Annotated in this window: 4 protein-coding genes; 2 read left to right on the forward strand and 2 right to left on the reverse strand. The window is 61.8% G+C overall.

Going from position 1 to position 4,105, the window contains the following annotated elements:
* On the forward strand, nt 1-671 hold a 671-nt coding region (locus EN993_RS32260; RefSeq protein ID WP_127265816.1), incomplete at its 5' end, for a methylenetetrahydrofolate reductase.
* Nucleotides 672-1,214: 543 nt separating this feature from the next.
* Here the strand turns inward: EN993_RS32260 and EN993_RS32265 are convergent.
* The gene (locus EN993_RS32265; protein WP_127265818.1) at nt 1,215-2,132 is read right to left on the reverse strand and encodes a DMT family transporter; all 918 of its coding nucleotides are present in this window, start codon (nt 2,130-2,132) and stop codon (nt 1,215-1,217) included.
* A gap of 209 nt (nt 2,133-2,341) precedes the next feature.
* On the opposite strand from EN993_RS32265, the gene EN993_RS32270 reads away from it, so the two are divergent.
* Nucleotides 2,342-3,562, forward strand: coding sequence for an alanine racemase (locus tag EN993_RS32270; protein ID WP_109668297.1), 1,221 nt, complete (start codon nt 2,342-2,344; stop codon nt 3,560-3,562).
* 84 nt (nt 3,563-3,646) lie between these two features.
* On the opposite strand, the gene EN993_RS32275 is transcribed toward EN993_RS32270, so the two are convergent.
* A partial coding sequence (locus EN993_RS32275) for a peptidoglycan-binding protein (protein WP_206532452.1) occupies nt 3,647-4,105 on the reverse strand: 459 nt, incomplete at its 5' end.

The raw sequence follows: 4,105 nt of genomic DNA on the forward strand, positions 1-4,105 counted from the left end.
CCTGTGTCGGTGCAACGCGCGACGAGGTCGATGCGGTCATCCAGGATTACAAGTCGATCGGCATCAACCGGTTCGTGGCGCTGCGCGGCGACCCGGCTTCCGGCGTCGGCGAACCCTATCGACCGCATCCCGGTGGCTACGAGAATGGCGCGGAACTGGTCGCCGGGCTTAAGGCAATCGCGGATTTCGACATCTCCGTCGCGGCTTATCCGGAAAAGCATCCGCAAAGCCCCGATTTCGCCACCGACATCGAGATGCTGAAACGCAAGGTCGACAATGGTGCGACGCGCGCCATCACCCAGTTCTTCTTCGACAATGATCTCTACGAGCGCTATGTCGAGCGCGTCCGCCGCGCCGGCATCTACATCCCCATCGTGCCGGGTATCCAGCCGGTTCACAGTTTCAGGCAGGTCGCGAACTTTTCCGCGAGGGCGGGCGCGCATGTGCCTGGCTGGCTGGCGGAGCGGTTCGAGGGCCTTGACCGGGACCCGCAGACGCATGCGCTGGTGGCCTCGGCGGTGGCGGCCGAACAGGTCATGGATCTGGTCGAGCGCGGTGTCGGCGATTTCCACTTCTACACCATGAACCGGGCCGATCTGGTCTTCGCCATTTGCCACATGATAGGCATTCGCTCGCATGATGCGGAGGCGGCGGGTTCGGCCGCGGCTTAGAGCATGATTCCGAAAAGTGGAATCCGGTTTTCGGAAAAGATCATGCTCGAACCATGAGAGCCTCGAAGAAGCGCCCAAGATACAAAAAGGCCGGGTAAAAACCCGGCCTTTTCAATGGTTTGGACTATGTGGTGCTGGTTCTTCCCCGTCTTGGCGGGTCAGGGAAGAAAGCCCATAATAAGGGCTCCGATGAAGGCGAACGCAGCACAGATCATCAATGCGTTGATAGGCCTCGTAAGTCCCATGACATAGCCTCCTCTTAAAGAGCTATGCCTGAGAGTCTAGGTTCATTTGTGCCACAGGCAAGCGGAAAATGTGCTGCATTGCGACGTAATTGCTAGATTTGCGACCCCACTTTTGCCGTTAGGCTTTGAAACTCCTAGGCAAAATCCAGCTTCAGACCTGTGAATAAATTATGGCGGCGGTGTGTCGTTACCATGTCATGGCAGCGCTACCGCTGCGAAAGTCGAATTCGACTTTCGCGATGCGGGGGCAATTAAGTGGTTAGAGCGTCCTTTGCGCGTCCAGTGGACGCGCGGCGCTCTAACGTCGACCAAGCAGCCGTCCGTCGATCGTGATGAGACCGAGCGCGATCAGCAACACGCCGCCGATTTCGAACAACTCTAGACGTTCGCCAAGGAAGAAAAAACCGAGCAGCATGGCGCTGGCCGGCACGATGAGCGTGACCAGCGAGGCGTTGGTGGCGCCGGCCGAGGCGACGAGGTTGAAATAGAGGATGTAGGCGAAGGCGGTGGACAGAAGCGCCAGCGCCAGCACCGCCGCCCAGACCGGCGGCGAGGCCGAGAACAGGCCCGATGGACCGTAGGTGAAGAGCACGATCAGGATCATGATGATGGTCGACGCCGTCAACTGTCCGGTGGCGATGACCGGCGAGGGCACACCCTTGAAACGGCGGGCGACCATCAGCGCAATGCCGTAGGACAGCGAGGCGCCGATCAGCGCGAATTTGGCCCAGACCGGGCCGCCGAGCCCGGCGAGCAGGCCGGGGCCGATCATGACAGCCGTGCCGGCGATGCCGAGCGCAATGCCGGCCAGCTTGTTCCAGGAGAGTTTTTCGTCCGATGTCAGCGCGTTGGCGAGAATCAGCGTCCAGAACGGCGTCGTTGCGTTGAGCACCGAGGCGACGCCTGCGCCAAGCTCTGTCTGGCCGGCGAAGATCAGCGAGAAGGGCACGACGTTGTTGGTGAGCGCCAGCAGGAAGAAAAGGCCGGCATGCGGAAGAGCGAGGCGGAAGGACGGGCCACGCAGGCCGAGATAGATCTGCAGTGCAATCGCCGCGATGGCGACGCGAAACAGCACCAGCACCAGCGGGTGAAGTTCCGCCACCGCGATGCGGGCAAAGAAGAACGAGCCGCCCCAGATCGCACCGAGTAGCAGGAGCTGTCCCCAGTCCTTGAGCACCATCGGCCCGCGTGGTGCTGATGTCGCGGCTATTGCCATGTGAGTCGCCCTCCCAGACGGCCTGAATGCCAGTCAGTCAGGCAGAAGCCATATCGGGTTCGGCGACAAGGGCCACCCGAAACCTGATCGCTGGCAAACGTTGCTGGCAAAGACCTAGCGCCGCTGCGTCAGCGCCACGAGACACAGAATTGTTTTCATTAGCCGCTAGCATGGATTAATTGTGCGCAGCTCAGGTCAAGGATTCGTCCATGCAGCGATTCGAGAATGCCCGCGAGGCGGCACTGGCGCTTCGCCCGGACGATCCGGTCTATTGCTTCCGCCCGCAGGTGCTGATGGCGGATGCCAGGCAGTTCATGGGCATGTTCCCCGGCAAGACCGCTTATGCGGTCAAGACCAATGGCGAGCAGATCGTGCTGAAGACCCTGGTCGAGGCCGGCGTCAACGCTTTCGACGTCGCTTCGCCGGGCGAGTTCGCCGCCGTACGCGCGGTCTCTACCGATGCCGAGATGCTCTACATGCACCCGGTCAAGGCGCAGTCGGACATCAAGCTGGCGCTGGAGAAATACGCCATCCGCGTCATTTCGCTCGACCATGAGGACGAGATCACCAAGCTGACACGGGTGGTGCGGGCTCTCGACATCGATCCGGGCTCGATCAGCGTGTTCGTGCGCATCCAGACGAAAGGATCGGCCGCCTACGAACTGTCGAAGAAGTTCGGCGCAGGGCCGGCCTATGCCGTCGAACTGGCCGAGCGGCTGAACCGCACCGGCTACAAGGTTGGCCTGTGTTTCCATGTCGGCAGCCAGATCGAGGATCCCGACACCTATGAGCGGGCGCTGGCCTCCGCCGACTGGGTGCGCAACCGGCTGACCTTCGATATTGCCGGGCTCGATGTCGGCGGCGGTTTCCCCGCCGAATACGGCCACGACCCCAATCGCAAGCAGATCGAGATGCCGTCGCTCGGCCAGATCATGTCGCGGCTGTCGGGCGATCTGAAAGAATATCAGTTCGACCAGATGCCGCTGGTGGCCGAGCCCGGCCGGGTGATCGTGGCGCGCTGCCTGTCGCTGATCGTGCGGGTGCTGCTGCGCAAGGGCAAGCGGCTCTACATCAATGACGGCATCTGGGCGTCGCTGTCGGATTCATGGACCGGCAAGATCACGTTGCCGGCGCGTTTCATTCCCGATCCGGCGATCCGCTCGCGCAATGGCGAGGAGAAGAACATCGTGCCGTTCAAGGTCTGCGGTGCGACCTGCGATTCCGTCGACATCCTGTCGCGGCCGTTCTGGCTGCCGGAAACCGTCGACACCGGCGACTGGATCGAGATCGGCCATATCGGCGCCTACTCGCTGTCGCTGAGGACCCGCTTCAACGGCTTCTACCCCGACACCTTCGTCGAGGTGACGACACCCTTCGACGAGGGCGACGCGCCGCAGGGCTTTGCGAGCTTGGAGACGATGGCGGATTGAGGGGAATAGGTCAGTAAGGCAATAGGAGTGGCGGCAGTCACTGCTTCGGGCTAGTTTTTCCTACTGCCCTACTGCCCTACTACCCTACAATTTCCCCAACAGCTCCGGTGTCGGCCAGCCGTCCACCGCCAAACCTAACCGCATCTGTTCCTTGCGGATAGCCTCGCGGGTGTTGGTGCCGAGGATGCCATCGACGGTGCCGACATCGTAGCCCCTGGCTTCCAGCTTGGTCTGCAGCGCCTTCATCTGTTCGTTGTTGAGACCGGTCTCGGGAGTGCGCGGGTCGAACTGTTTTGCGCCCGCCAACCGGGCGGCGAGGTTGGCCGCGGTCAGCGCATAAGTGAACGACTGGTTCCACTCGAGATAGACGTCGAAATTGTCATAGGCGAGGAAGGCGGGGCCCTTGCGGCCCATCGGCAACGCAAGGCCGGCCTTGAGACCGTTGTCGATCAGCGGCGTGCCGTCGGGGTTGGTGACACCCCATTGCGCCCATTGCGACAGCGGCAGCTTGTTGGTGCGGCCGGTCTGGTCCCACGGTATGTC

It is taken from the genome of Mesorhizobium sp. M7D.F.Ca.US.004.01.2.1 (genome assembly GCF_003997785.1).
Lineage (GTDB): Bacteria > Pseudomonadota > Alphaproteobacteria > Rhizobiales > Rhizobiaceae > Mesorhizobium > Mesorhizobium loti.